Source organism: Actinoplanes campanulatus (genome assembly GCF_014647795.1).
Classification (GTDB): Bacteria; Actinomycetota; Actinomycetes; order Mycobacteriales; family Micromonosporaceae; genus Actinoplanes; species Actinoplanes campanulatus.
Map to the genome: position 1 here is coordinate 1 of NZ_BMPW01000091.1, position 628 is coordinate 628.

A 628-nucleotide genomic window follows, 5' to 3' on the forward strand; every position below is an offset into this window, starting at 1 on the left:
GGGGGTAGAGCACTGTTTCGGCTAGGGGGTCATCCCGACTTACCAACCCGATGCAAACTACGAATACCGAAGAATGTTATCACGGGAGACACACGGCGGGTGCTAACGTCCGTCGTGAAGAGGGAAACAACCCAGACCGCCAGCTAAGGTCCCAAAGTCATGGTTAAGTGGGAAACGATGTGGGAAGGCACAGACAGCCAGGATGTTGGCTTAGAAGCAGCCATCATTTAAAGAAAGCGTAATAGCTCACTGGTCGAGTCGGCCTGCGCGGAAGATGTAACGGGGCTAAACCATGCACCGAAGCTGCGGCAGCGACACTATGTGTTGTTGGGTAGGGGAGCGTTCTGTAAGCCTGCGAAGGTGTGCTGTGAGGCATGCTGGAGGTATCAGAAGTGCGAATGCTGACATAAGTAACGATAAAGCGGGTGAAAAGCCCGCTCGCCGGAAGACCAAGGGTTCCTGTCCAACGTTAATCGGGGCAGGGTGAGTCGACCCCTAAGGCGAGGCCGAAAGGCGTAGTCGATGGGAAACAGGTTAATATTCCTGTACTTGGTGTTACTGCGAAGGGGGGACGGAGAAGGCTATGTTAGCCGGGCGACGGTTGTCCCGGTTTAAGCATGTAGGCTGA

At 54.6% G+C, this 628-nt stretch carries 1 rRNA gene; it reads left to right on the top strand.

Annotated features, from left to right (window positions below):
- Nucleotides 1-628: ribosomal RNA gene (locus IEZ13_RS46185) — 23S ribosomal RNA — on the top strand; the annotation flags it as partial.